The organism is Citrobacter sp. Cf118 (genome assembly GCF_030334095.1).
Taxonomy (GTDB): Bacteria; Pseudomonadota; Gammaproteobacteria; order Enterobacterales; family Enterobacteriaceae; genus Citrobacter; species Citrobacter freundii.
Window position 1 is genome coordinate 315,536 of sequence record NZ_JAOWES010000088.1, and the last position, 25,988, is coordinate 341,523.

23 protein-coding genes and 1 pseudogene are annotated in these 25,988 nt (G+C 55.0%); 7 read left to right on the forward strand and 17 right to left on the reverse strand.

Annotated elements, in window-relative coordinates:
* Window positions 1-31: 31 nt before the first annotated feature.
* The 10 genes from ybaK to OGX67_RS21700 all read right to left on the reverse strand — a co-directional run bounded on the left by ybaK (window position 32) and on the right by OGX67_RS21700 (window position 11,526).
* Window positions 32-511, reverse strand: a complete 480-nt coding sequence (gene ybaK, locus OGX67_RS21655; protein ID WP_003021794.1) for a Cys-tRNA(Pro)/Cys-tRNA(Cys) deacylase YbaK — start codon at window positions 509-511, stop codon at window positions 32-34.
* A 201-nt stretch (window positions 512-712) separates the two neighbouring features.
* Window positions 713-1,507 carry a TraB/GumN family protein gene (locus OGX67_RS21660; protein WP_057063198.1) on the reverse strand — a complete coding sequence of 265 codons (795 nt, stop codon included), beginning with the start codon at window positions 1,505-1,507 and terminating at the stop codon, window positions 713-715.
* Between the two features lie 100 nt (window positions 1,508-1,607).
* Window positions 1,608-4,109 (reverse strand): copper-exporting P-type ATPase CopA, encoded by a 2,502-nt coding sequence (gene copA, locus OGX67_RS21665; protein WP_016149721.1) that lies wholly within the window; start codon window positions 4,107-4,109, stop codon window positions 1,608-1,610.
* A gap of 148 nt (window positions 4,110-4,257) precedes the next feature.
* Window positions 4,258-5,028, reverse strand: coding sequence for a heme ABC transporter ATP-binding protein (locus tag OGX67_RS21670; protein WP_071696863.1), 771 nt, complete (start codon window positions 5,026-5,028; stop codon window positions 4,258-4,260).
* Window positions 5,025-6,017 (reverse strand): FecCD family ABC transporter permease, encoded by a 993-nt coding sequence (locus OGX67_RS21675; RefSeq protein ID WP_003021806.1) that lies wholly within the window; start codon window positions 6,015-6,017, stop codon window positions 5,025-5,027. Before OGX67_RS21675 ends, OGX67_RS21670 begins: the two co-directional genes overlap by 4 nt.
* Window positions 6,018-6,068: 51 nt before the next feature.
* Window positions 6,069-6,692: an anaerobilin reductase gene (gene chuY / locus OGX67_RS21680; protein WP_044699392.1), complete on the reverse strand. Its 624-nt coding sequence runs from the start codon at window positions 6,690-6,692 to the stop codon at window positions 6,069-6,071.
* Complete coding sequence (hutX, locus tag OGX67_RS21685) at window positions 6,692-7,186, reverse strand: heme utilization cystosolic carrier protein HutX (RefSeq protein WP_032948717.1); 495 nt, start codon at window positions 7,184-7,186, stop codon at window positions 6,692-6,694. The genes chuY and hutX overlap by 1 nt, the downstream gene beginning before the upstream one ends.
* Window positions 7,187-7,198: 12 nt before the next feature.
* The gene (gene hutW, locus OGX67_RS21690; RefSeq protein ID WP_046669822.1) at window positions 7,199-8,536 is read right to left on the reverse strand and encodes a heme anaerobic degradation radical SAM methyltransferase ChuW/HutW; all 1,338 of its coding nucleotides are present in this window, start codon (window positions 8,534-8,536) and stop codon (window positions 7,199-7,201) included.
* Between the two features lie 18 nt (window positions 8,537-8,554).
* Window positions 8,555-9,379 (reverse strand): heme/hemin ABC transporter substrate-binding protein, encoded by an 825-nt coding sequence (locus OGX67_RS21695; RefSeq protein WP_257651684.1) that lies wholly within the window; start codon window positions 9,377-9,379, stop codon window positions 8,555-8,557.
* Window positions 9,380-9,381: 2 nt separating this feature from the next.
* Window positions 9,382-11,526 (reverse strand): TonB-dependent receptor plug domain-containing protein, encoded by a 2,145-nt coding sequence (locus tag OGX67_RS21700; RefSeq protein WP_257651683.1) that lies wholly within the window; start codon window positions 11,524-11,526, stop codon window positions 9,382-9,384.
* A 289-nt stretch (window positions 11,527-11,815) separates the two neighbouring features.
* Here OGX67_RS21700 and cueR point away from each other — a divergent pair, with 289 nt between their 5' ends.
* Window positions 11,816-12,226 (forward strand): Cu(I)-responsive transcriptional regulator, encoded by a 411-nt coding sequence (gene cueR / locus OGX67_RS21705; protein WP_003021822.1) that lies wholly within the window; start codon window positions 11,816-11,818, stop codon window positions 12,224-12,226.
* Here cueR and OGX67_RS21710 read toward each other — a convergent pair.
* From OGX67_RS21710 to OGX67_RS21725, 4 genes are read right to left on the reverse strand one after another with little or no spacing between them, the layout of a single operon-like run.
* Window positions 12,223-12,939: a DUF3142 domain-containing protein gene (locus tag OGX67_RS21710; RefSeq protein ID WP_003021825.1), complete on the reverse strand. Its 717-nt coding sequence runs from the start codon at window positions 12,937-12,939 to the stop codon at window positions 12,223-12,225. The genes cueR and OGX67_RS21710 overlap by 4 nt on opposite strands.
* Window positions 12,909-15,053 carry a PA5441 family protein gene (locus OGX67_RS21715; RefSeq protein WP_257651682.1) on the reverse strand — a complete coding sequence of 715 codons (2,145 nt, stop codon included), beginning with the start codon at window positions 15,051-15,053 and terminating at the stop codon, window positions 12,909-12,911. Before OGX67_RS21715 ends, OGX67_RS21710 begins: the two co-directional genes overlap by 31 nt.
* 19 nt (window positions 15,054-15,072) lie before the next feature.
* On the reverse strand, window positions 15,073-15,531 hold the full coding sequence (locus OGX67_RS21720; RefSeq protein ID WP_003021832.1) for an NfeD family protein: 459 nt from the start codon (window positions 15,529-15,531) through the stop codon (window positions 15,073-15,075).
* The gene (locus OGX67_RS21725; protein ID WP_003021835.1) at window positions 15,528-16,445 is read right to left on the reverse strand and encodes an SPFH domain-containing protein; all 918 of its coding nucleotides are present in this window, start codon (window positions 16,443-16,445) and stop codon (window positions 15,528-15,530) included. The genes OGX67_RS21720 and OGX67_RS21725 overlap by 4 nt, the downstream gene beginning before the upstream one ends.
* A 134-nt stretch (window positions 16,446-16,579) precedes the next feature.
* On the opposite strand from OGX67_RS21725, the gene fetA reads away from it, so the two are divergent.
* Both fetA and fetB read left to right on the forward strand, forming a co-directional pair.
* The gene (fetA, locus tag OGX67_RS21730) at window positions 16,580-17,257 is read left to right on the forward strand and encodes an iron efflux ABC transporter ATP-binding subunit FetA (protein ID WP_257651681.1); all 678 of its coding nucleotides are present in this window, start codon (window positions 16,580-16,582) and stop codon (window positions 17,255-17,257) included.
* Complete coding sequence (gene fetB, locus OGX67_RS21735; protein WP_003835795.1) at window positions 17,244-18,023, forward strand: iron efflux ABC transporter permease subunit FetB; 780 nt, start codon at window positions 17,244-17,246, stop codon at window positions 18,021-18,023. Before fetA ends, fetB begins: the two co-directional genes overlap by 14 nt.
* 78 nt (window positions 18,024-18,101) lie before the next feature.
* Here fetB and OGX67_RS21740 read toward each other — a convergent pair whose 3' ends face one another.
* From OGX67_RS21740 to tesA, 3 genes are read right to left on the reverse strand one after another with little or no spacing between them, the layout of a single operon-like run.
* Window positions 18,102-18,956 carry a co-chaperone YbbN gene (locus OGX67_RS21740; RefSeq protein WP_003847508.1) on the reverse strand — a complete coding sequence of 285 codons (855 nt, stop codon included), beginning with the start codon at window positions 18,954-18,956 and terminating at the stop codon, window positions 18,102-18,104.
* Between the two features lie 58 nt (window positions 18,957-19,014).
* Window positions 19,015-19,785, reverse strand: a complete 771-nt coding sequence (locus tag OGX67_RS21745; protein ID WP_003835790.1) for an SDR family oxidoreductase — start codon at window positions 19,783-19,785, stop codon at window positions 19,015-19,017.
* Window positions 19,786-19,813: 28 nt separating this feature from the next.
* Window positions 19,814-20,437, reverse strand: a complete 624-nt coding sequence (gene tesA, locus OGX67_RS21750) for a multifunctional acyl-CoA thioesterase I/protease I/lysophospholipase L1 (protein WP_502873750.1) — start codon at window positions 20,435-20,437, stop codon at window positions 19,814-19,816.
* On the opposite strand from tesA, the gene ybbA reads away from it, so the two are divergent.
* The 4 genes and pseudogenes from ybbA (at window position 20,408) to OGX67_RS21770 (ending at window position 25,933) form a co-directional block, all read left to right on the forward strand.
* On the forward strand, window positions 20,408-21,094 hold the full coding sequence (ybbA, locus tag OGX67_RS21755) for a putative ABC transporter ATP-binding protein YbbA (protein WP_003021853.1): 687 nt from the start codon (window positions 20,408-20,410) through the stop codon (window positions 21,092-21,094). The genes tesA and ybbA overlap by 30 nt on opposite strands.
* Window positions 21,091-23,505 carry a putative ABC transporter permease subunit YbbP gene (gene ybbP, locus OGX67_RS21760; protein ID WP_268043477.1) on the forward strand — a complete coding sequence of 805 codons (2,415 nt, stop codon included), beginning with the start codon at window positions 21,091-21,093 and terminating at the stop codon, window positions 23,503-23,505. The genes ybbA and ybbP overlap by 4 nt, the downstream gene beginning before the upstream one ends.
* A gap of 188 nt (window positions 23,506-23,693) precedes the next feature.
* Window positions 23,694-24,827 (forward strand): annotated as a pseudogene (locus OGX67_RS21765) (porin).
* Between the two features lie 275 nt (window positions 24,828-25,102).
* Window positions 25,103-25,933, forward strand: a complete 831-nt coding sequence (locus OGX67_RS21770; protein ID WP_071696856.1) for a MetQ/NlpA family ABC transporter substrate-binding protein — start codon at window positions 25,103-25,105, stop codon at window positions 25,931-25,933.
* Window positions 25,934-25,988: the final 55 nt, after the last annotated feature.

Sequence of the window (25,988 nt, forward strand, 5' to 3'; positions counted from 1 at the left end):
GCGCGCCATCAGGCATTCATTCTATAACCGCTTAATCCCGGCGGGCGATATCGGCGAATTTCGCATCCAGAATTTTCGCCAGATCGCTCGCTGCCAGTTCGATATCCAGCCCGCGTTTGCCGCCGGAAACATAAATGGTGTCAAACGTTTGGGCTGGCGCGTCGATAAGCGTCGGCAATCTTTTTTTCTGCCCCAGCGGGCTGATACCGCCTACCAGATAGCCGGTAGTGCGTTGCGCGACCATGGGATCGGCCATATCGACCTTTTTGGCACCCAATGCTTTGGCAACCTTTTTGAGATCCAGTTGACCTGCTACCGGTGTGACGGCGACCGCCAGATGCTTCATGTCGCCATTCACGGCAACCAGCAGCGTTTTGTAAACCTGGTCCGCGTTCAGACCTAACTTTCGCACCACTTCATCACCAAAGTTCGTCTCGGACGGATCGTGATCGTAGGTGTGGATCTGGAAAGAAATTTTGTTTTTTTCGAGTAATTTAACGGCGGGTGTCATAGCAATTTTCCTGGCCCAGACAAAATACGACTCAAGCATACGCCTGATGTCTGTCTAAAAAATAGTACCATCTTGCGCAATAGTATTGGCAGGATGATGACTTTGAGCGACAATCGAACTACACCGACGCTTTAAGCGCCGGGATCATAATAATGATGAAATTCCTCTTTGACGGGCCAATAGAGATATTGGCCATTTTTTTTACCGTAACATCTCCGGCAAATTTCCTTCTCCGTATAAATGCAGCGCGCCAACGGCCACGACGTAGTGACCAGCAGGCATCGCTCTGAGCCGATCGCGCCAGGCTGTGTTGCGTTGATGCATCAATACGTCATACAACGACTGGCTAAAGGTATTGGGAAGCGTCAGTTCGCTATTGCGCGGCGGCGTTTCAAGCCACCAGCCCATCATCTGCTGTAGCAGTCTGGCATTGGTATGCCAATGCGTCAGAGTATCGTCCAACAGGGCCAGTCCGTTATCAGGCAACTGACATAACAGCTCGATTTGACTGGATGCGCCTTCCAGTTCAATTATCGGTTTATGCGCCTGCTTAGCCGCATTCAACAGTTGATAATCAATCCCGTATTCCGCCCGCAGCCCTAGCTGCTGTGCCTGCGTTGCCTGTAATACCATGGCAATTTGCCATAACGGCTGAGTGGAGAGCAGGGAAGGAGAAATGCCCAGTTCATCGGTGACCTTATGCAGATTATCTAACTGCTCCGGGCTGATGCGCTCTTCGAGTGCGGCAAAGGTCGGCAGGTCGGCAAACGGCGTGTCGTCACCGGAAACATCCGCTTCGACAATCAGCGCATCGGCATGCTTGAGTTTTTTGAGTAATTTGGCAGGCAGAGGCGCCATATCGCGGCTGCCCATGTGAATGCTGCCAATCAGATGAAAATGGCGGTTGCCGGGCAAAGAGATGTCGATGGCAGGCCAGGTATAGTGGTTGCCGCGCAGTGCAGACCATAATGCTTTTACCCGGTATAACAAATCCATACGACCTCCCTAAGTGGAGAACCATGCTAGCGCGTGGCCGGAAAAGTCGCAATGCGTGAATTGCCGGATGGCGCAGTTGATAGCGCCATCCGGTAAAGGGTTACTCTTTAGGTTTGAAGCGCAGCAGTCGGTTCGCGTTGCTCACCACGGTAATGGAAGAAAGCGCCATCGCCGCCCCGGCGACTACCGGGTTGAGCAGCGTGCCGGTGAACGGCCACAGGATCCCAGCGGCAACCGGGATGCCGATGCTGTTGTAGATAAACGCGCCGAGCAGGTTCTGTTTCATATTGCGTAGTGTTGCCCGGGAGATAGACAGCGCATCCGCAACGCCCATCAGGCTATGACGCATCAGCGTAATCGCGGCTGTTTCAATCGCCACATCGCTGCCGCCACCCATGGCGATCCCTACATCGGCCTGAGCCAGCGCAGGTGCATCGTTGATACCGTCACCGACCATGGCGACCTGACGCCCCTGGCTCTGCAGACGCTTGATCGCTTCGGCCTTACCGTCCGGCAGAACGCCCGCAATCACCTCGTCAATGCCCGCCTCTTTGGCAATGGCGTTGGCGGTCGTTGGGTTGTCGCCGGTCAGCATCACCAGACGATACCCGGCGCGGTGCAGGCGCTGGAGCGCTGCCACGCTGTCGCTACGCAGTGGATCACGCACCGCTAACAGCGCCGCCGCTTTACCATCAATCGCCAACAGGACCGGAGTTGAACCCTGGGAAGCCTGAGCGGTGATTTCAGCTTCCATTTCAGTGGTATCTACCTGCTGTTCATTGAGCAGTGCCTGATTTCCCAGCAGCAACGTATGACCTTCGGTCTCGCCACTGACGCCTAACCCGCGCAGCGTACGGAAACCGTTGACCTGCGGCAGCGAGACATCGCCAGCTTTGTCCAGAATCGCCCTTGCCAGCGGGTGGCTGGAACCCTGTTCAAGGGCTGCAGCCAGACGAATTGCCCACGCTTCATCGGTGTTGCCAAACGTTTTGATGGCGACAACCTGCGGTTTGCCTTCAGTCAGCGTCCCGGTCTTATCAAAGACGAGAGTATCGAGCGTGCTGGCGCGCTGCAGCGCATCGGCATCGCGTACCAGTACCCCAAACTCAGCGGCACGCCCCACGCCGGAAATAATCGACATCGGCGTTGCCAGACCCAACGCACAAGGGCAGGCGATAATCAGAACGGTGGTGGCAATGACCAGCGTATAGACAATCTGCGGTGCTGGTCCAAAGAAATACCAGATAGCCGCACTGACCAGCGCAATGGCGACCACGACCGGAACGAACACCGAGGAGATACGGTCGGCCAGTTTGCCAATTTCCGGTTTGCTGCTTTGCGCTTGACGCACCATACGGATAATGCGTGACAGCGTGGTGTGGCTGCCAACGGCGCTGGCGCGGAACAGCACGCTGCCGTCCTGTACGACCGTACCGGCGTGGACGCTATCGCCTTCACCTTTTTGTTGCGGAATCGGCTCACCGGTCAGCATCGCTTCATCCAGCCAGGCTTCGCCCTGCGTAATTTCTCCATCGACTGGCACGCGGTCGCCAGTGGTCAGGCGCAACAACATTCCCGCCTGAACGTCTGCCAGCGGCACGTTTTTTTCACCTTCGTCAGTAACGACGCGTGCGGTCGGTGGCGTCAGATCAAGCAGTTTTTCCAGCGCTTTGGACGAGCGCTGGCGAGCCCGCGCTTCCAGCATGTGTCCGAGGTTAATCAGACCAATAATCATGGCGCTGGCTTCATAATAGAGGTGTCGCGCTTCCATCGGGAACCATTGCGGCCAGAGGTTGACGCTCATGGAATAGAGCCATGCCACCCCTGTACCCAGCGCGACCAACGTATCCATAGTCGCGGTGCCGTTCATCAGGCTTTTCCACGCATTGCGGTAAAAGTGACCGCCCGCGAAAACCATCACCGCAAGCGTTGCCAGACCAATCGTCAGCCACAGGCTGCGGTTGTCATCGCTCACCATCATGTTGTCGCCAATCATTCCCCATACCATGACAGGGATACCCAGCAGCAGCGCGACGGCCGCCTGCCAGCGAAAACGTTTCATGGTTGCCACGGCGGTTTCTTGCTGACGCTCGCGGCGCTTAGCATCATCTTCAATGGCTTCTGCGCCGTAGCCTGCTTTTTCCACCGCCTGCACTAAATCTGCGGCGGAGGCACTGCCCATTACCAGCGCAGTGCGTTCCGCCAGGTTTACCCGTGCCTGGGTGACACCCGGTACGCTTTGCAATGCATTTTGTACACGGGTCACACAACTGGCGCAGCTCATGCCGTTTAACAGCAACTGTTGGCTGTCATCATCAGCCGTAGCTGCCGGAAGCTCGGAAGGGACCGCTGCCAGTGCTTCCGACGGGATTGATGACTCCGTCAGCGGTTTAGCCTTTGGGTGGCTTAACTCCGCACCGTAACCGGCTTGTTTGATGGTTTCAATCAGCGCTTCTGCGCTGGCGCTCCCGGTAACATGCGCCTCTGTCACGGAGACATCCGCTTGCTCAACATCCGGACGTTGTTCCAGACTTTCTTTAACGCGTTTTACGCAGTGACCACAGGACAAACCGTCCAGGGTTAGATCGATTGTTTGAGACATAACCAACTCCTTCATTGCAGGTTTAACTGACTGTGATAAAGGTTAAACCTTCCAGCAAGGGGAAGGTCAAGGGTGTTTTTAGAAAAGATGAAAAAAGGGGCGAAGGGGGGAAAAAACGGGAACGTCACCTCAGAGCGTTCCCGGTCTGTTATTTATTGAGGACGATAAGCGGCGTTCGATGCTCCGGTTCATTTATGACCGTGAGATCGGCACCGTACAGCGCGTTCAGCGCCCGTTGCTTCAGGACATCCTGCGGATACCCGTTATCAACAATCCTGCCGCGTTCCATCAATACCACGCGGTCGGCATAACGCGCTGCGAGGTTGAGATCGTGCAGGACGCAGCAGACGCTAAACTGCCGTTCACGCACCAGGCGACGCAGCAGACGAAAAAGGTGCTGCTGGTGGTGAATATCCAGGGCGGAGGTAGGTTCATCGAGAAATAACCATTTGGGCCGAGGCACGGGCTCCCAAAGCTGAACCAGCAGGCGCGCCAGCTGTACCCGCTGTTGTTCTCCTCCCGACAGATGCCGGTAATCGCGCGCGGCCAGCGCCTGGCAGTCGCACAACGTCATGATGTGCTCCGTTTCATCGCCGGTATTGCGCGTGCGATACGGATGCCTGCCCATGCGAATGACTTCCTGAACGCTAAACGGGAAGGCCATATGACTATTCTGGCGCATCACCGCACGGGTTTTTGCCAGCTCGGTGATTGACCACTCGTTCAGCGGCTTGCCGAATAAGCTACAGCGCCCACTGTGAGGTTGCAGATAACCCGTGAGCTGGCGGAGCAGCGTTGATTTCCCGGCGCCATTCGGGCCCAGAATCGCGATAATCTCTCCTTCAGGTAGCGTCAGGGAAACATCGTCGGTCAATCGTCTGCCCTGAATGTGGTAAACCAGATTTTCAGCAACGATCATGACACCCTCCGGCTACGCAGTATTAACCACAGAAAATACGGTCCTCCGATCAGGCTGGTTAACAGACCAACGGGCATTTCGGCAGGCTGCACCAGAGTGCGGGCCAGCGTATCGGCAATCAGGAGTAGACAGGCGCCCGCCAGCGTCGAGCAGGGAATCAACCAGCGATGATCGGCGCCGGTAGTCATTCTGATCAGATGTGGGATCACCAGGCCAATAAAGCCAATTACGCCGCTGACGGAAACGGCAGCACCAACCAGTAGCGAGCTGAGCAACAGTAACTGCTGGCGCTTACGTTTGACGTTCACGCCGAGGTAATGCGCCTCTTCATCACCCAATTGCAGCAAATTAAGGGTGCCCGCCATACAGACGGTGACAGCAATGGCTGGAAGAACAAAGGTACTGGCAACCAGCAGCGTTGGCCACTGGGCCTGGCCGAGATTGCCCATCATCCACAGCGTAAGTTGACGTAGCTGTTGCTCATCGCCCACATAGCTCAGTACGCCAATAGCCGAACCGCACAAAGCATTGATAGCGATACCGGCTAACAGCAGTTGCATCATTCCGCCGTGGCTATGACGCTGGCTTATCAGGAAAATAATCGTGCAGACCACCATGCTGCCCGCGACGGCAAAAATCATCTGCTCATACAGCACCAGCACCACGGGAAACGAAAAGGGGATAACTATCGCGATACCGACCATCAGCGCGGAGCCGCTACTGACACCAAGCAGGCCAGGATCGGCCATCGGATTGCGAAAAAGCCCCTGCATGATAACCCCTGCCGTTGCCAGCGCTGCGCCTACCAGAACGGCCAGCAACACACGGGGCAAGCGGATGTTCAACCAGATGTCACGGTATTCGTCGTTGAACAGCGCGCTGAAGCTAATGTTCAGCGCCCCCTGGCTGGCTCCGAAGAGCATCAGAGCGACCAACAACAGAGAAAGACCCGTCAGAATGCTGACGGAAGAAAGCGAGTCCTTAAGCACGCAACGCTCCATAACGTCTTTGCGGCGCGAAGTTCCCGCGCCGCGAGGGGTTTACGCGGGTTTCAGTCCTGGCTCAACCAAACTGTAAATCTGGTTATTGAGTGACGGGGCTGTAGCCAGTTCGTGAATGTGCCTTGCAACATCTGCACGCATCACAAAACCATGGCACTCCTCGGCCTGTATCCGTTGCGCCTGACCTGTGGCTGCACCGTTCAGCAAACCGCCGGGGCGGAGAATGGCGTAGTCCAGTTGACTGGTTTGTAGCCAGCTTTCAGCCAACGATTTTTCCCGTACAGCCTGACCAAATGCGGCCCTGGCGCGTGGGGACAAAAAGGGCCAACTGTCGCCACAGCCAAGCGAAGTCACCAGAATCATGCGTTTGATCTGCGCTTTTTCTGCTTCATCAATGACGGTTCTGTGCGCCAGATAATCCTGGGCACCGCCCATGGAGGAGATCACCGTGGCATGTTGACCCGCTGCGCGACAGGCACAGGCGGTGACCTGGCTGTCGCAGGCGTCGCCAATGAAGACCTGCACACCTTTTTCCTGCAACCCGGCAGCGACCTGCGCGTTGCGAACGACGGCAATCACCGGACGTTGTTCCGCCAGTGCGAGTGCCAGTGTTTTCGCGCCGACGCCGCTACCACCTGCACCAAAAATGAGCCATGGAGCCATCAGGCTTGTTCCTTTAAGGATGAAGACAGCGCGTGAAAGGCGCTGACCTGGTCGGCCAATAGCTGACGATGCTCATCCCGACCGAGGAAAATTTTGAACATAGCGCTACCCGCCTGGTTAAAGAAGAGAATGGACGCGGTGTCCATGCCCATAAATTTGCGTTCAATCAGGGCGATATGTGTGCAGTTTTCTGCCTTGATATGACCGGTCATGCCTTTTTTGCCGCGCAGGTTGAAGTAACCGTGGCGGTGGAATCCTGAAGGTAATTCACCCGTGAATTCCAGTATGACATCAGCAGTATGGACCAGGGTGGTGACTTTGCCCCATTCGCTGACGGTTTCCCAGACGGTATCAAATTGATCGCCGGAAACCAGCGTCGGGGAGGGGAGGTTTTTCACCACCTCCAGCAGCGTGGTGTTGTACTGGGCTGCGATTGCTTCCAGCGTACCGTCCGGCTCAGTTTTCAAAAAATCCTGTAAAGAGACATGGCTCATACTTCACTCCTTTTATGGTTGCTCTACCGCAATGCGCGGCGCGTTAAGTGTTTGAATCAGTTCATCAAGAGACTGCAAAATATTGCTCGCCCAAAAACGCCCTTCATTAGTCAGGCGTACACAGGTGCTGGCATCTCGCGTCAGTCCTGCGTGATGCCACTGGGTCAGTAGCGGGGCCAGTTTTTGTGCATGAGGCGTCAGTTCATCCAGCGGGACGCGGGCCGTTTCAATGCCGGCCTGGAGGGTGTGTCGCCACTGGAAACCACGCTCGGCGGTGCGCATCATCATCATGAGCGGTTTTTTTCCGGCGGCGATGGATTCATGCCATGTGGTCAGATTGCGCTCGACCATCCAGGAATAGCCATTGACTGACCCTCCTGCGCCAGAACCGAATGCCAGACAGTCTGCGCCCTGTTTAATCAGCAGGTTGTACAGATTGCGTTCCCGTGTGGTGCGCGCCCAGTGGCTGTTGCTGATGCAGCGCCAGCCCGCGCTGTCCATAAAATCGCAGCCCTGAAGATAGAGGTCGCGACGTTCGGCAGGAGAGGGAACCGTTGTGCGCCCGGTTTCAACCGCTTTGCCAAGCGGTGTATTAGGGAGCAGGTTCAGAGCATAAAGATCTACGCCGTCGAGGCCGATGTCGCGGGCAATTGCCAGATCCTCGCTCCACACCTTTGCGTCCTGTCCTGGCAGACCAAACAGCAGATCGCAGACCACGGCGGCTCGATCCCGTTTTACCAACCCCTGCATAAAGGCCATCGCGGTCGGGCCGTCCGAAGTGCGCGCCATTTTCTTGCGGATCCGGCTGTTAAATGACTGAATGCCGATCGAAAATCGATTGGCGCCAGCGTCAAGGCAGGCATCTATTCGCGCATCGTCAAAATTGAGTACCCGCCCCTCAATGGTGATTTCGCAGTCCGGCGCCAGCGGTAGCTTGTCACGTAGTGCGGTGATGATTCTGGCCAGATCCCGTGCCGACAGCGCAGACGGTGTACCGCCGCCAAAATAGACGGCGTGAATCGGGGCCGACTGATGCAATGCGCTATCGGCTTCCATCTCTATTTCGCGTAATAGCGCGTTGGTGTAGCGGGCGCAGTGATCCTCTTCAAAGCGATTTTGATAAAAACCGCAGAAAGTACAATGTGTTGCACAGAAAGGGATATGCAAGTACACCAACCGTTTCCGCGGTGGGGTTGGCTGGCTGATGACCTCCTGCCAGGTTTGTGACAATAGCTCTTTGGCAACCGGGATCGCCCCACGCCAGGGCATCGTGGCGCGGCGATCCTTAAATGGCTGACTTCCCTCGAGCGCAAAATGCGCAGTGAGATCCAGCGAGTGTTCAGTTTTCATTGTTCTTTATAAATCCAGTTAGTGAGGCCAGAATTGCTGGTGCAGGGCTTCAACCGCATCGGCGATGCGCGGCCCCATACCCAGAATCAGCGCCTGGTCAACCGCCACAATGCGCTGGTTTTTCCAGGCCGCAGTGTGGGTAATCCCGGCAATCGCGCTCAGACGAGCCAGACCGCCATCCACCATTTGCGACGTCACCACGATCACCTCTGGGTTGGCGGCGATCAGCGATTCCGCGCTGTAGCTTTTATACTGCGCATGGGTGGCGACATTTTGTGCGCCTGCGAGGGTCATAATGGCATCGGCAACGCTGCCTTTTCCGGCGACCTGTGGCGCGCTGCCGCCAGCGGAGAGAATGAACATGGCTTTGACCGGCGCGTTTTTCGCTGCCACGTTGTGCTGAACGCGATCCAGACGTTGACGTATGCGATCGATCAACGTCTCACCTTGTTCGGGAATGCGCAGGGTTTGAGCCAGTTCCCGAATGTTGGCGTACATCTGTTCGACGGTGGCCGGTACGCGCGGCAACGTCACGACGTTAACTTTTTGCGCCCGCAACTGATCCAACACGATTTGAGGGCCAGCATCCTGCCAGGTGATAAAGCTGTCCGGATGCAGCGATAAAATGCCCTCGCTGCTTAACTGCTTCCAGTAGCCGATATGCGGGAGTGCGGCAGTTTCGGGTGGATACGAGGTGGTTTCATCAACGCCGACCACCCGGTTGCCGATGCCCATGGCGTATATCAGTTCGCTAAGAGAGCCGCCCGCCACCACCAGGCGGTCGGCGGACTGGGCACTGAAAACGCAGGCGAGGCTCAGTAAGCCAATCAAGAGTTTTTTCATCGTCAGAAATTCCACGCAAAGCCAACGGCGGCATTGAAACCAGCGTCTGGAATAGATTCATGCGCGGTTCTGTAACGCTTGTCGGTCAGGTTGTTGAGCGCGAGGTTGACCTGATACTGATCCTGCGGACCGAACTCGGTGTTGAATGCAAGGTTAAGCGTGGCCCAGCCTGGGTAGTTGATTTCCGTGGTGCCGGTATTATCTTTGGCGCTGGACGCCGCGCGGATAAAGACATCGGACGTCAGGTTAGCGGCGTTCATCAACCAGGTATGTTTCAGGCCGACGCGCCCGGTCAGAGTGGGTTCGCCGGTATCCCAGGTTTTAAGGGTATTGCCTTCGTACTGACGGCGAATGAGATTACCGCTCAGGTAAGGTGAAACTGCCCAGCCGTTGTATTCTGCGGTGAGTTCCATGCCCCAGGTTTTGGCCCGATCGATGTTGTCGTAGTAGTAATAGCCGCCCCGTGAAGAGGTGGTATTACCGCTGCATACGGGTTGACCTGAACAGGCCAGGCTGGCGATATAGTCTTTGGCTTCGGAGTAATAAATGGCGCCGTCAATCAGCCACATATTCCCTTTATACCGTGCACCCAGCTCATAGTTATTCGAGTGTTCCGCCTTCAGGTTTGGGTTGCCGTAGGTTACGCTGCCGCCTGCGGACGTCTGCATAAACAGCTGAGTCAGCGTGGGGAAGACATAGCCTTGGGCATATGCAGCCCGAAGTTCAAGATCTTTAAAACCGGAATAGCGTAGGCTGGTTGAGGTCACCAGTTCATCATCGTGAACGGAATTTCCTCCGGTGGATTGCCAGGTGCTGCCGCTGCTTTGCAGGGTTTGCGTATCGTTGCGATTGAGCTTCGAAGACAGCCAGTACTGGCGTGCGCCCACGGTCCACGTCCAGTCATCGGCAAAGCGCCAGTCGTTTTGCGCGAACAATGAGGTGTTGCTTTGCTCCGCTTCGTTGTATGACAGGGTACGTGTTTGCGTATCGAAGAAGCCGGTAGCTGCGGTCTGGCGCGTACTGCCGTCCGTGTCCTGTTTTATTTTGTCATGCTGATATTGAGTGCCAATCACCAGCTCGTTGTTAGCAGGCAGGGAGAAGTTGCTCTGTAGCGTTACCCCTTGGGTATACTGTTTGTCGTTGGTATTGGTCTGATTGCTGACCGTCAGCGCTTTAATCATCGGGCTGGGGATAACCTGGGTCGTTTTGACCCGGTTTTCAAATTTGCGCTCTATTGTCTGGCTGTATGCGTCAACATGGATGTTCTTCAGGTAATCCCCATCGGCCGCGTAGTCGTAGAAAAGACCGATTTTCTCGCGTTCCAGCTTAGGTATTTTGACGCTAAAGTCGTCGAACTGGCCCTCTGGATCGTCAAACCAGGTTTGAGTAGACAGTTTGTAACGATCGAGGGAGAGCCCAATTTTGTGGCGATCGAAGTTGTAACCCAGCCATACGCCCTGGCCGTTATTACGGAAGTTGGTGTTGGGCAATCTTCCGTCAGGCGTATCGCGGTCCCCCTGGTCGGAATAGCTGCCATTGATGCGGTAGTCAAAGTTTCCGATGCTACCCCAGGCCGCTGCCGACTCTTCCCATCCTGCCGTTGCGGAGTTATAAACAGCCTTAACGCTGCCGCCGAGAGGCTTATCACCGCCTTTTTTGGTAATAAAGTTTACGACGCCGCCAATCGCCTGCGAACCGTAGAGGACAGAATAGGGGCCTTTGACCACTTCAATCCGTTCCAGCGCGGATTCGTCAATCAGCAAACCGGCTCCGTAGTTTTGTCCGGCACGTTGGTAACTGACGACCTGGCCGTCGATCAAAATCAGCACCCGCGAAGACGCTTCGCCACGGATACGAATTTGTTTCCGCCCTGCGAGGGCGTTATCGGTGACTTCGACGCCGGGAATATCTTGTAAATCATCAGCAATAGAAACGCTGGTGGAGTTTTGCAGTGTCTGGCGATCGATAACCTGGATGGTTGCAGGGCTATCCCAAAGGCTACTTTCTGTGCGGTTAGCCGTGACGATAACCGTGTCTTCGTCGGACGTAGAAGCGTGTGTTGGAGAGGTAGCGGCAAAAGCGGTGCCGGACATGCATAATGTCAGGGCTGAAAGAATAAATGGCCTTTGGTTATTCCGTGGCAACATAAGAGAACCTTTATTGAATGTAAATGATCATCATTATCATTCGCGTTTATATATAAAATTGTTTCCCTTTGTTCAAGATGAAAGATGTAGAACCAATATATCTTTTGATTTGAGTCAATTTCGTGCAGTCATTAAATGCATAAATGTGATCTAAATCGGATATAACAATGTGAATTAAAAGGATTTGTGCATCGTGGTGAGGGTGGGGAATGTGCAGGGTTCACGGGTAAATCATCAGGACAATCTGGGCTATAATGGGCTCAGTACCAACAAGATCCGCGGGGGAAATGTGAATATTAGCGATGTTGCGAAAAGAACCGGTTTGACCAGCAAAGCGATACGCTTTTATGAAGAAAAAGGCTTAGTGACGCCGCCGCTGCGTAGCGAAAATGGCTATCGCACATACAACCAACAGCATCTGAATGAACTTACGCTGCTGCGCCAGGCACGCCAGGTGGGTTTTAATCTCGAAGAGTGCGGCGAACTGGTGAATCTGTTTAACGATCCGGCGCGTCATAGCGCAGATGTGAAAAAGCGTACCTTAGAAAAGGTCGCGGACATTGAGCGGCATATCAGCGAGCTGCAGGCCATGCGCTTGCATTTGCTGGCACTGGCGGAGAGTTGCCCTGGCGATGACAGCGCCGAATGCCCGATCATTGATAACCTCTCCGGCTGCTGCCACCATAAAGCGAAGGCTTAACGGCGAGGGGGATTAAGCATAAATACCACCGTGCCGCGGTACCACGGGGATTTCTCAAGCTGCGCTTCAGCCTGCGGGTCCCGGCTACCGTTTTGCACCAGCCCCAGCTTAAACGGAATGCGCAGACGACTGAGTGCGGGCAGATACGCCTGATAATTCGTTACCGTATGACGGCCCTGATAGCTCTGGACCACCAGTTCATCGACCGCCAGCGCATTCAGCGTGGCGACGTCGCCCGTTTTTGCCCAATCCAGCAGTCCAGTCACGCCAAGTGCAAACTCGGCCGGTAACTGTTGGCGTAATTGCTGCAGAAAGCGGGCGTAATCGGCAAGCTGATGGGTCGCCGCGTCAAAATCAACCTGCAGGCCGACTACATGATTCCCGGCGGCCTGCCAGCGTTGCATCAATCTTATGATGCGAGCCGGGATCGCCTCCGGTACGTCGAGCGTGGTAAAGCGCACGGTCAGCCAGATAGAGGGAAAAGACAGGCGGCTGACCGGCAGCCCGAGACGCTGGAAAACCACGTTACCCGAACGAACCAGCACCTCACCCTGATGCAGATAGACCGTTTGCGCGTCTTTCAGTTCGTCACTGGCCTTCACGCCGGACCACAGCCAGAAGGCCGGATGCTCACGGGCGGCGACGATATCCGCCGCCTGCGGCTGGCCTGTCAGCAGCGCGGTTACCAGTAGTATTTGAGTTTTTGCGCCCACGGACTTCCCGGATACTGCGTTTTCAGTTGGGTGAACCAGCCTTTACGCTGCAGTTTATCCACTTCCTCACCGCCGCACTCGTTAGAGCCTGACGGCGCATAGCACATGATGGCGCGATACAGCGCGAAGCTCTTGTCTTCAACCTCTGCTTTCGGCGAAGTGATCACCTGCTGATAGTAGCGTTGCCTGTCGAACTGACCGAACGGCTCCTTGCGCGATATTGCTGATTCAAGAACGTCGTTGCCAGCACTGTTTTTCCACAAATCGACGTGGGTTTGCGTGGTGCGGAAGAATTCGCCTAAGCAGTTCAGCGCGTGGGCATCATCCGCTTTTTTGCTCAATACCGTTACCGTTTCATTGAGGCTGCGACAGGTGTAACCGCGCTCGGCAGCGTCGCCGTTCCAGTCGAAAATACTCAGATTAACGTCATCAAACGCGTCGCCAATAACCGGCGGAGTAATGGCGCTGGCCAGTTTTCTGTCATTCAACCAGTCGCCAAAGCGGTTTTCGGTAAGATCGCGTACCAGCAGCGTATGCAGGGCGATGGTACGCTCTTCATTGTTAGGTCCATGGACGGCCTGCTGGCGCAGCAGTTCAGGCGAGGCCTGTGTTTTCAGTATCTGCGAGCGAAAACGCAGGTTGGTTACTGCGCTTTCTGGGGCAAATACCGCCGCCACGTCGCCGCTATAAACCAGCGTTGCGGCGAGCTTAGCCTGTACATACTGCTGCTGTTCGTTGTCCTGGCTGAGTTTTAGCAACTGCAGCCAGAAATCACGCGCCGCGCTCCAGTTCTTCTGGCCCATCAGCGCTTCGCCGTACAGCACTTGTTCGCTGAAGGCGAGGGTATCGTGAACGGCAAGTTTCTGCGCTGGCGTAACTGCCTGAATAATCGCCGCGTAGTTCTCCGTCGCCAGCCACAGATTCAGTTGCAGATCGCGCCATAGCGGTAGTTTTTGGCTCTGCTCAAACACCGGTTTGCTGGCATCGAGCTGCGCCTGGGTCAGCGTGGGTTTACTGTTGTTATCCAGACGCAGCGCGCGCAGTAGTTCGATATAGCTGACAAGCGGCGCATCGGGGAATGCTTCCACCACGGACTGTTCGTAGAACGCCATACCGTAGACATTATCGTATTCGATGACTATTTCTCGCAGTTGCCGAGCGTCAGCCGACTGCTGGAGCGTCTGCTCATACAACCCGGCCAGCTGCGGCCACGCCTGTAAATACCAGTTGATGCGACGCAGCATACCGCGCGCGGAGTCGGCATACAGGCCTTGCGGGAAGCGTTGCAGGTAGGCTTGTGCCTGCGTCTGAGCCTGAGTCGCGTCCTCGCGGTTAATTTTTGCAATATCAAAATCGCCGTACTCGCCTACGCTGTTCTGGCTGCTCTTGTTCAAGGCCGCACGCATCAGCATGTATTGCGCGGTCTCTGCCAGCCACGGGCGCTCACTTTTGGCAAGCTGAGTGAAATCCCGTTCGGCGCTGGCATAATCACCGGCATAGAAACTGGCAGCTGCGGCCAGATAATTTTTATAGGACTGAGCCGGTGAATCAGCCGGGAGGGTGGCAAGTGAAGACTCAATTTGCTCGCGGGTTGCCCCGGATAGCAGCCCCGTACGCGCTTGGGCTAAGGCCTGGCGCTGTTCCGCCGTTAACGTCGAGTCGGCCAGCAGTGCGGCAAAAAATGCGCTGACGCTCTCGGTGTTATTCGAAACATGACGGTTCTCAAGCTCAGCGTCGTTGACGTTTATTTCGTCTGCGCTAATGTTCAGTTCGGCCATCTGTCGGGAGAGTGGGCTGTCTGCGGCGGATACCGGAGCAGCGGCTGGCTGCGAGGTTGCCTCATCCCATTGCGGGTGATAGGCAAAATAGAAATCCCGGGAGCGGGTGATATCTGCTGGCATTGATTGCACCGGCAGAGCAAATGATTTTTCCTGGCTCAGCAGCCGCAGCAGGTTGTCGCGACTGTCGTTTTCAGGGTTGAAGGTCGGCGTGCCTTTCAGCAGGCAGCTGTCGTCGCTCCATTTGCAGTCTTCCATATCGAAAGAGGCGAATGCCTGCGGGGCGGCGGTCAGTAATGTGCAAAGGGCAAAGGCAAGGGGTGTCTTCCTGACCATAGTCTTATTTCCTGTCTTTTTAGTGTGATACCGCTTTAATAATCAGGGTTATCCCTTCAACGGCAATGACTTCAACCTGCGTTCCGGCGCTCAAATCGTCGCTGGCGCTAACGGGCCATGAGCTATCGCCGACGCGCATGTGTCCGCGACCATTGACCAGGGCGGTTTCCAGAATAAATCGTCGGCCAACCAGCTGCTGTCCGCGCTGGTTAAGATGGCTGTCGGCGGGTTTCTGCTCCTGAACGCGCCTTGCCAGCCATTTCCACCACAGCCACGCCGCCAGCAGGGTGAGGACGGCGAACATTGCCCCCTGCCACGCCCAGTCTAGCGGAACGAGCCAGACGACCAGACCGGTAATCACCGCTGCCACGCCGCTCCACAGCAGATAGCCGTTGCCGCCCAGCATCTCGGCGGCGAGTAGCAAACCGCCGAGGCTGAGCCAGAAGATGTGCGGGTGCACCAGAATCATCGCTATCATGATTTTTTCCGCTCGCTGGCGCTGTCCTTAACCAGTTCGGCGATCCCGGCAATAGAGCCCATCAGGCTGCTGGCATCCAGCGGCATCATCACCACTTTGCTGTTATTCGACGAGCCGATATGCTGCAGCGCTTCGGTGTATTTCTGTGCCACGAAGTAGTTCACTGCCTGAATATCCCCAGCGGCAATGGCCTCAGACACCATCTGCGTTGCGCGAGCTTCGGCTTCTGCTGAACGTTCACGCGCTTCAGCCTGTAAAAACGCGGACTGGCGTTCACCTTCCGCTTTAAGGATCTTCGACTGTTTCTCACCTTCGGCCTTGACGATTTCTGCCTGACGGATCCCTTCGGCCTCAAGAATGTAGGCGCGCTTGGTACGTTCGGCTTTCATCTGCGCGTTCATCGCGTCGATAAGTTCTGCCGGAGGACGCACGTCGCGGATCTCGATACGGGTGATTTTGATGCCCCAGGGATTCGTGGCTTCATCAACAATATGCAGCAGGCGCGTGTTGATGTTGTCGCGTTGGGAGAGCATTTCATCGAGTTCCATCGAACCGAGAACGGTACGAATGTTGGTCATGGTCAGGTTGATGATCGCCAGTTCCAGGTTGCTGACTTCATAGGCCGCTTTCGGCGCGTCGATCACCTGAATAAAGCACACGGCATCAATCGCGACGTTGGCGTTATCTTTGGAGATGACTTCCTGAGAAGGGATATCAAGCACCTGTTCCATCATGTTGATCTTACGACCAATGCGATCCATGAACGGCACAACAAGGCTTAAACCCGGTTGCAGGGTTTTGGTGTAACGGCCAAAACGCTCTACCGTCCACTGATATCCCTGCGGGACGATTTTGACGCCAGCGCCGACGATCACCAGCGCGACAAAAATAAGAATAGGAATAAAAATGAGCATTGATGAAACCTCCTGTTGTGCTGTCCTTTACTGCCTCATTAATCAAATTATACCCGATTTATCAAGGTGGGCTCCCTTATAATAAATTACAGGCATAGACTGTCTGCACGAAAGATGTAAAAAAGGAATGGGTAATGGAAGAAAGCAGTATTTTGCTTCAGTTAAAAAATGTCGCATGGCAGGCAGGGGAGACGCAGGTTCTCAATAACATCTGTTTTGATCTCCGCGCCGGAGAATTTAAGCTGATTACCGGCCAGTCCGGCTGTGGGAAAAGTACGTTACTCAAGATTGTGGCGTCATTAATGAGTCCGACTGCCGGTGAAATTCTCTTTGAAGGCAAGGAGATAAATACCCTCAAGCCGGAAACGTATCGCCAGCAGGTCTCCTATTGTGCGCAAACGCCCGCTTTGTTTGGTGACACCGTTTACGACAACCTCATTTTCCCCTGGCAAATCCGTAACAAACGTCCGGAACCGGATACGTTTCTGAGCGATCTGGTCCGTTTTGATCTTCCCGAGACGATCCTCAGAAAAAGCATCAATGAGCTGTCCGGTGGCGAGAAGCAGCGCGTCTCGCTAATTCGTAATTTGCAGTTTCTGCCCAAAATCCTGCTGCTTGATGAAATCACCAGCGCGCTGGATGAGGCTAATAAACGTAATGTGAACGAATTAATTCACCACTATGTTCGCGATAAGAATATTGCGGTGCTGTGGGTGACGCACGACAAAGATGAAATTACGCATGCGGATAATGTCATAACCCTTCGACCGCACGCCGGAGAAATGCAGGAAGCACGCAATGAACGAGCATAATATTACCAATGAGTCCCTGGCATTAGCGATGATGCTGGTGGTGGTGGCGATCCTGATTAGCCACAAAGAAAAACTGGCGCTGGAGAAAGATATTCTCTGGAGCGTTTGCCGGGCAGTGGTTCAGCTGATTATCGTCGGCTATGTGCTGAAATATATTTTTGGCGTTAACCACAGTATTCTGACCTTACTGATGGTGCTGTTTATCTGCTTTAACGCGGCTTATAACGCACAAAAGCGCAGTAAATATATTGATAAAGCTTTCCTCTCGTCGTTTATCGCTATCACGGTGGGGGCGGGATTAACGCTGGCGGTGCTGGTTTTGTCTGGCTCTATCGAGTTCACGCCGATGCAGGTCATCCCGATCTCCGGCATGATTGCAGGCAATGCGATGGTGGCAGTGGGGCTGTGTTACAACAATCTGGGACAGCGGTTTAACAGCGAACAGCAGCAAATTCAGGAAAAACTTAGCCTCGGCGCGACGCCGAAAGTGGCCTCTGCGCCGCTGATTCGCGACAGCATTCGCGCCTCGTTGATCCCAACGATCGACTCTGCAAAAACGGTAGGGCTGGTAAGTTTACCGGGGATGATGTCCGGGTTGATCTTCGCGGGTATTGATCCAGTAAAAGCGATTAAGTATCAGATTATGGTGACGTTTATGCTGCTTTCTACCGCCAGCCTGTCGACCATTATTGCCTGCTACCTGACTTATCGGAAGTTCTATAATTCGCGCCACCAATTAGTCGTAACGCATTTGAAGAAGACGTGATGTGATGCCGGAGGGATCGGTATTGGTAGAATTTGTATGCCCGATAAGCGCAAGCGCCATCGGGCAAAATCAAACGGATTAGTACAACAGTGCGTATAGTTGGCGGCGGTATTTTGAGGCCAGCGCATCGCCGGTCCCGAGTGCGGCAAGGATCTCCTGGAAGGTCTTACGTGCCTGACCGTCGGCAGCAGTGAGATCTTTCTTCAGGTGGCTGAACAGCAGTTCCAGTGATTCCTCGTTACGTCCGACCTGATGTAACTGGATGGCTAGTTGAGTTGCCAGCGCCGCATCCTGCGGATTGCTGGCGACTTGCTGCTGCAGCTGTTGGATTTCCGGCGTATCCGCCGCCTGCTTCAGCAGTTCTATCTGCGCCACCAGTCCCTGATAGCGGGTGTCCTGATCCTGCAACGGAATGGTTTTCAGCACCGCTTCGGCATCGTCAGAACGATTGAGGGCGATTTGCGTTTCCGCCAGCAGCAGGCCAATTTCGCTGCTCTGGTTGGAGATCTGCCAGGCTTCTTTCAGCAGCGGCAGTGCATCCGCGTGATTACCGGCTTCGATGAATTCGATAGCCTGACGCGCTTTCAGCTCTTCTTCGCTCGGCAACACTTTTTCCAGCAGTGCGCGGATAACCTCTTCCGGCTGCGGGCCCTGGAATCCGTCCACTGGCTGACCGTTCTGGAACAGATAAACCGTAGGGATGGCCCGCAGGCCAAACTGAGAAGCGATCATCTGCTCGGCGTCGCAGTCGAGCTTGGCGAGAATAAACTGGCCGTTGTACTGGGCGGCAAGGCTCTCCAGTACCGGCGTCAATTGCAGGCAGTGCTGGCTGCGCTCAGACCAAAAATAGAACAGGACCGGCGTGGTCATCGACTGTTCAAGGGTCTGCTGCAGGTTCGATTCGTTAATGTTAACAATATTCTGTGTGGACATGGAGTTACTCTCTTTTGTCGATTTCTTGTTACATGGGGGCTGACGCGCGTGCTTCAACTCAACCCTGTAAAATTTTGTCCATTATGCGGCCTGGCAACAGGCGTTTAAGTAGCATCACTGCCCAGGTCACCAGCGTAACCGGATAACGTAGCTTCGGTTTATCGCTCTCAAAGGCATGACGTACTTTGGCGACAACCGCTTCTGGTCCCAGCGTAAAACGCGCGGCAATGCCGGGGTTTTCCACGGGAGCATCGCTCTGGGTCTGGTTAACGTTTTCGGTAAAGCGGGTACGGATGGGGCCGGGCTCAATCAGGCTGACCTTAATGCCGCTGTGGCGCAGTTCCATACGCAGCGCGTCGGACCAGGCTTCCAGCGCATATTTGCTGGCGGCATAGGCGCCGCGTCCTGGCGTTGAGATCAATCCCATCACCGATGAAGTCATCACGATACGTCCTTCGCCGTGAGGGAGCATAGCGGGCAACAGGCGCATGGTAAGCTGATGTGCGCCAAAGAAGTTGGCGGAAAATTGCTGTTCCATCTGTTCACGGCTGATGGTGGGCAGGGGACCATAGACACCGTATCCGGCGTTGTTAAAGATCCCATATAAACGATTATCGGTCAGGGCGATCACTTCATCGGCGGCACGATCCACGCTTTCGGGTGAATCCAGATCCAGCAATACGCCAGTGAATCCCATACTGTTCATACGCGCGACATCGTCAGGTTTGCGACAGCCTGCCAGAATTTGAAAACCCTGGCGCTTTAGTTCAAGCGCGCTTTCCAGACCGATTCCGCTGGAACATCCTGTTATTAAGACCGATTTTTGCATAACTTTACCTGTCAGGATCTCCGTTGTTTTATGAGTCGTGATTTACTAGAGGAGTGAGATGTTGCGCCATCCAGTCGGCAATAAACGGCTGAGCGTCACGGTTAGGATGAATACCATCATCCTGCATCCACTGGGGTTTCAGATAAACCTCTTCCATAAAAAATGGCAGCAGAGGAATATCAAACTCTTTGGCGAGCTTTGGATAAATCGCGCTAAAGGTTTCATTATAACGGCGGCCATAGTTTGCCGGCAGACGAATTTGCATCAGCAGCGGTTCGGCATTTGCCGCTTTGATATCCTGCAGAATCGTGCGCAGGGTTTGTTCGGTTTGCGCAGGCGCAAAGCCGCGCAGGCCATCGTTACCGCCAAGTTCGACCAGCACCCAGCGCGGCTGGTGCTGCTTGAGTAATGCAGGCAGACGGGCCAGACCTTGCTGCGAGGTGTCGCCGCTAATGCTGGCATTCACCACTGGCGTTTTGGTTTGCCATTTATCATTAAGTAGCGCAGGCCACGCGGCGCTGGCGGACATACGGTATCCGGCGCTCAGGCTGTCACCCAGAATTAATAACGTGTCCGCAGTGGCGGCGCGGAAAGTTAACAGGACCAGGAACAGGAAAGGCCAATGCCAGCGGAAAACATTGTTGAAGTTCATCATCTTAAGAAATCCGTCGGTCAGGGTGATCAAGAGCTATCCATCCTTACCGGAGTTGAACTGGTTGTCAAACGCGCCGAGACCATTGCGTTGATTGGCGAGTCGGGATCGGGGAAATCCACGCTGCTGGCGATCCTCGCCGGGCTGGACGATGGCTCCAGCGGTGAAGTCAGCCTGGTGGGGCAGGCGCTGCACACTATGGACGAAGAAGCCCGGGCGCAGCTGCGGGCGCGACACGTAGGCTTTGTCTTCCAGTCATTCATGTTAATTCCGACCCTGAACGCACTGGAGAACGTTGAGCTGCCCGCGCTGCTACGCGGCGAAAATAGCGGAAAAAGTCGTGACGGGGCAAAAACGCTGCTGGAGCAACTGGGGTTGGGAAAACGCCTTGATCATCTTCCGGCCCAGCTTTCCGGCGGGGAGCAGCAACGCGTAGCGCTGGCACGGGCGTTTAACGGACGGCCTGATGTGCTGTTTGCCGATGAACCAACGGGCAATCTGGACCGCCAGACCGGAGACAAAATCGCCGACCTGCTGTTTTCTCTGAACCGGGAACACGGTACCACCCTGATTCTGGTGACCCATGACCCGCAGTTGGCGGCGCGTTGCGATAGGCGTTTACGCCTGGTGAACGGACAGTTGCAGGAGGAGGCATGATTGCACGCTGGTTCTGGCGCGAATGGCGCTCGCCTTCATTACTGATTGTCTGGCTGGCGTTAAGCCTGGCGGTGGCCTGTGTACTGGCGCTTGGCAATATCAGCGATCGCATGGAAAAAGGGTTGAGCCAGCAAAGTCGTGAGTTTATGGCGGGCGATCGGTCGCTGCAAAGTTCGCGCGCCGTACCGAAAGCGTGGATTGACGAGGCGCGACAGCGTGGTCTGAAGGTGGGTGAACAGCTCACCTTTGCCACCATGACCTTTGCCCGGGATACGCCGCAACTGGCGAACGTCAAAGCAGTGGATGATGTGTATCCGATGTACGGCACGCTGCAAACCAATCCGCCGGGGCTGAAACCGCAGCCGGGCTCAGTGCTGTTGGCCCCGCGTCTGATGGCGCTACTCAACTTAAAAATCGGTGATTCCATCGACGTTGGCGATGCCACCCTGCGCATCGCCGGAGAAGTGGTGCAGGAACCGGATTCCGGTTTTAATCCCTTCCAGATAGCGCCGCGCCTGATGATGAACATGGCGGATGTCGAAAAAACGGCGGCGGTCCAGCCGGGAAGCCGTGTGACCTGGCGCTATAAATTTGGCGGTACGCCACAGCAACTGGAAGCCTATGAAAAATGGCTGCTTCCGCAGTTAAAGCCGGAACAGCGTTGGTATGGGCTGGAGCAGGATGAAGGGGCGTTGGGGAAATCACTGGAGCGTTCGCAACAGTTCCTGCTGCTGTCGGCACTGTTAACGCTACTGCTGGCGGTTGCTGCCGTTGCCGTGGCGATGAATCATTACTGTCGCAGTCGTTACGATTTGGTGGCGATATTAAAAACGCTCGGTGCGGGCAGGGCGCAGCTGCGCAAGCTGATTATTGGCCAGTGGCTGATGGTGCTGGCGCTGTCTGGCTTGACCGGCGGGCTGTTCGGGCTGTTATTTGAGCGGGTGCTGGTGGTATTACTGAAGCCAGTTCTGCCCGGTGAGCTACCGCCCGCCAGCCTTTGGCCGTGGCTGTGGGCACTCGGTACGATGACCGTCATTTCTCTGTTGGTGGGGCTACGCCCTTATCGCTTGCTGCTGGCGACGCAGCCGCTGCGGGTACTGCGTCGCGACGTGGTGGCAAACGTCTGGCCGCTTAAGGTCTATCTTCCCGTAGCAACGATAGTTGTGGTTGCGCTGCTGGCCGGATTGATGGGCGGAAGTATGCTGCTGTGGGCGGTACTGGCCGGGGCGGTGGTGCTGGCGCTGCTGTGCGGCGTGTTGGGCTGGATGCTGCTTAACTTGCTGCGTGGTCTGACGCTGACCTCGTTGCCGCTGCGTTTGGCGGTCAGCCGGCTGTTGCGCCAGCCGTGGTCAACGCTGAGCCAGCTGTCGGCATTTTCGCTGTCCTTTATGCTGCTGGCGCTGTTGCTGGTGCTGCGCGGCGATCTCCTCGACCGCTGGCAGCAGCAAATGCCGCCGGAAAGTCCAAACTATTTTCTGATCAACATTGCCACCGAGCAGGTGGCTCCGCTGAAGGTTTTCCTTGCTGAGCATCAGGTGATCCCGGAGTCGTTCTACCCGATAGTGCGGGCGCGTCTGACGGCGATCAATGAGAAATCGACCGAAGGCAATCAGGATGAAGCGCTGAACCGCGAGCTTAATCTGACCTGGCAGGATACCCGCCCGGATCATAACCCGATCGTTGCCGGGAGCTGGCCGCCAAAAGCGGGCGAAGTGTCGATGGAAGAGGGGCTGGCGAAACGGCTGAACGTTAAGCTTGGCGATCGGGTGACCTTTATGGGGGATACCCAGGATTTCAGCGCCACGGTCAGCAGTCTGCGCAAAGTGGACTGGGAAAGCCTGCGGCCCAACTTCTTCTTTATCTTCCCTTCCGGCGCGCTGGATGCTCAGCCACAAAGCTGGTTAACCAGCTTTCGCTGGGAGAACGGCAACGGCATGCTGACGCAGCTTAACCGCGAATTCCCGACTATCAGCCTGCTGGATATTGGCGCTATTCTCAAACAGGTGAGTCAGGTGCTGGAGCAGGTGAGCCGCGCGCTGGAGGTGATGGTAGTGCTGGTCACCGCTTGCGGTATGTTGCTGCTATTGGCGCAGGTGCAGGTCGGGATGCGTCAGCGTCATCAGGAACTGGTGGTCTGGCGCACGTTGGGCGCGGGCAAGAAGCTGCTGCGTACCACGCTGTGGTGCGAGTTCGCCATGCTCGGGATGGTCGCCGGACTGGTGGCGGCCATCGGGGCGGAAACTGCGCTGGCGGTGCTGCAAACCCGCGTGTTTGATTTCCCCTGGGAGCCAGACTGGCGGCTGTGGGTTGTGTTGCCGCTTTGTGGGGCATTGCTGCTCTCTCTCTGTGGCGGATGGCTCGGTTCACGTCTTCTTAAAGGCAAAGCGCTGTTCCGTCAGTTCAGCAGTTAATTCATATTCGTGATGATTACGCACCGGTTTTTTTAAATCGGTGCTTTTTTTTATCTATGTAGCACAAAATGATAACTCATTGATATTTAACAGCACAGAACAATAAAAACCCGACAACACGAGTGTATTAATAAACGTTAATATTTGTATGCTGAATAATTGGCAGGCTATCTATCAAGGTACAAATAATGACTATAAAAAAAACGGCGCTGGCGGTATCGATCGGCGCAGCAGTGGCATTAACGACTTTCGCCTCCCAGGCGGAAATCACGGTCCTGAAACAAGATCCGTAGGCGGGCAACCCGCTGAGCCGTCTTAATTTCACCGTCGGCGGGAGTATTCGTCCGCAGTTCCAGAATATGGCCGGTGACGATGGTAAGAATGGCTACAAACGTAATGGCTTCGACGGTGGAACGCGTTTCCGCTTCGCTGCTGACTACTATCTGTTTGATGACATCAGTTGGGTGAGCTATTACGAGCTGGGCGTTAACTTCCCGGCGATGTTCAACTGGGACAATCACTATGCTAACGGCGCCAACGATACTACGCGTCGTATGCTGTACACCGGTTTGAAGAGCGCGACCTGGGGTACGCTGACCTTCGGTCAACAGAACAGCATTTACTATGATGTGGTGGGCGCGAAAACGGATATCTGGGACTACGACATGATCGGCCAGGCGCCAGGTAACGGTATCAATGGCGACTACGACGGTTCCTATCGTACACGTAAGTCACTGAAGTATAAAAATACGGTAGGCGATGTTGATCTTTACGCGTCTTATCTGTTCAGCGATGACTACAATCCGAACAACGGTTTGCGCTACAAACGTAAAGGCGGCGGCTCCCTGGGTGTGGATTATCACATCACCGATGACCTGACCTGGGGTACGGCGTGGAACTACACCCGCGCGGAAATGCGTGGCAACACCAGCAAAACCTACGATCAAAACATCGTCGGTACTGCGCTGAGCTGGAAACCGGACAACTGGACTTTCTCGCTGGGCGGCGGTTGGTATCAAAACTTCATGACCACCAAAAAAGTCTCTGTTAATGACTATTTTGCCGGTGACGCCTGGGGTCTGGAATACTTTGCGGGATATACCTTCCCGGTTGGCCAGTATGCGCTGAAATCCGTGCAGCCATACTTTATGGGCGATCGTATTGAATACGTGAATGGCCGTAACTACCTGCGTACCGACAACGGTGTGGGTATCAGCTTCCAGCTGGATTACGGTTTCCGTGTGGATTACGAACACGTCTTCACCTCCAGCACCGACAATCTGGGCGACATGAACCTGGTGCGTCTGCGTTACGACTTCTAATCGAACGCCTGCCGCCCGATGCGCTTGCGCTTATCGGGCCTACGAGAGCAGGGGGATCGCGTTATTTGTAGGCCGGATAAGGCACTTGTGCCGACATCCGGCTTTTTCATGCCTTCTCACATTTAAAAACACACTCTGCAACATCATGAAATAATTTCAAGGACAGCAGGTTGTGATCTGTGTCATGTTAACAATCAGCCTGTTAACAGGCCAACAAGAACAACGCCGCAAGAACGGCGTGAGACATGACACCACAACGTTAAAATGGAGAGATTATGGGATTGCGTCAGAGTTTACGCGTCGCGACCGGGGCGCTGTTACTGGCCTGTGGATTACAATTTGCTCATGCGAACAGTGATCCGCACACCATCGTATTTGGCGTCGCACCTGGGCCGTACGGCGATATGGTAAAACAAGCCATTGCCCCTACGCTGAAAGAGAAAGGCTATAAGGTAGTAGTACGCGAATTCAGCGACTACGTGCAGCCTAACATGGCGCTCTCCAATGGCAGCATCGATGCTAACCTGTTCCAGCATTCACTCTACTTTGACAAATTCACCGCCGATAAAGGCCTGAAACTGAGCAAGCTGATTGTGGTCCCGACGGCCGGGATGGGTTTTTACTCACATAAAATCAAAAGCCTGGATGAGTTGAAAAAAGGGGATGTGATCACGCTTTCCAACGATCCCACCAACCTGGCTCGCGGTCTGCGTTTCCTGCAGTCTATTGGCCTTATCACCATCAAAGATAACATCGATCCAACTAAAGCCTCCGAGCGCGATATTGCCAGCAACCCGAAAGGGCTGGTGTTTAAACCGCTGGAAGCGGCACAGCTGCCGCGTACGCTGGACGGTGTGACCGGTGCGCTGGTCAACGGCAACTTTGCCGTAGCGGCAAAACTGGATCTCGCCAGCGCCATCAAGCAGGAACACCTGGACGAAAATCTGAAAAATATCATCGCGGTACGCAGTGAAGATGCGGATAAACCATTCGCGAAAGATATTATCGAGGCGGTGAAATCTCCGGCGTATCGTGCGGTGATCGACGATCCGCAAAATATCTACAGCGCCTTCCAGAAACCGGAATGGATGTCGGCAGCCCAATAATTGCTGCGCACAAGGGTTACCAGGGGCAGCGACGACTGCCCTTTTCGCATTTCTG